Genomic DNA, 206 nt, shown 5'->3' on the forward strand with positions numbered 1-206 from the left:
GCCATGTCGTTCATGCGCGACCACGGCGTGCTCAAGGACATCTACACCGAGCGCGACAGCCAATCGCACAAGACGGCCCGGGGCAAGAAGCTCTCGGTACGGACGGTGAAGGCCCCAGGCTTCGGCCCCAAAGGCATCCACCGCTTCGTGCTGCCCTTTACCGTGTTTCTCAAGCTCAAGGACATCGGCGGCAATGTGCTGCCGGC

Annotated in this window: 1 pseudogene; it reads left to right on the forward strand. The window is 63.1% G+C overall.

Features of this window, described 5'->3' with window-relative positions:
* Positions 1 to 206, forward strand: a pseudogene (locus tag QMX82_RS25815) (hypothetical protein); the annotation flags it as partial.

It is taken from the genome of Pseudomonas sp. PS02302, from assembly GCF_029959585.1.
Lineage (GTDB): Bacteria > Pseudomonadota > Gammaproteobacteria > Pseudomonadales > Pseudomonadaceae > Chryseomonas > Chryseomonas aestiva.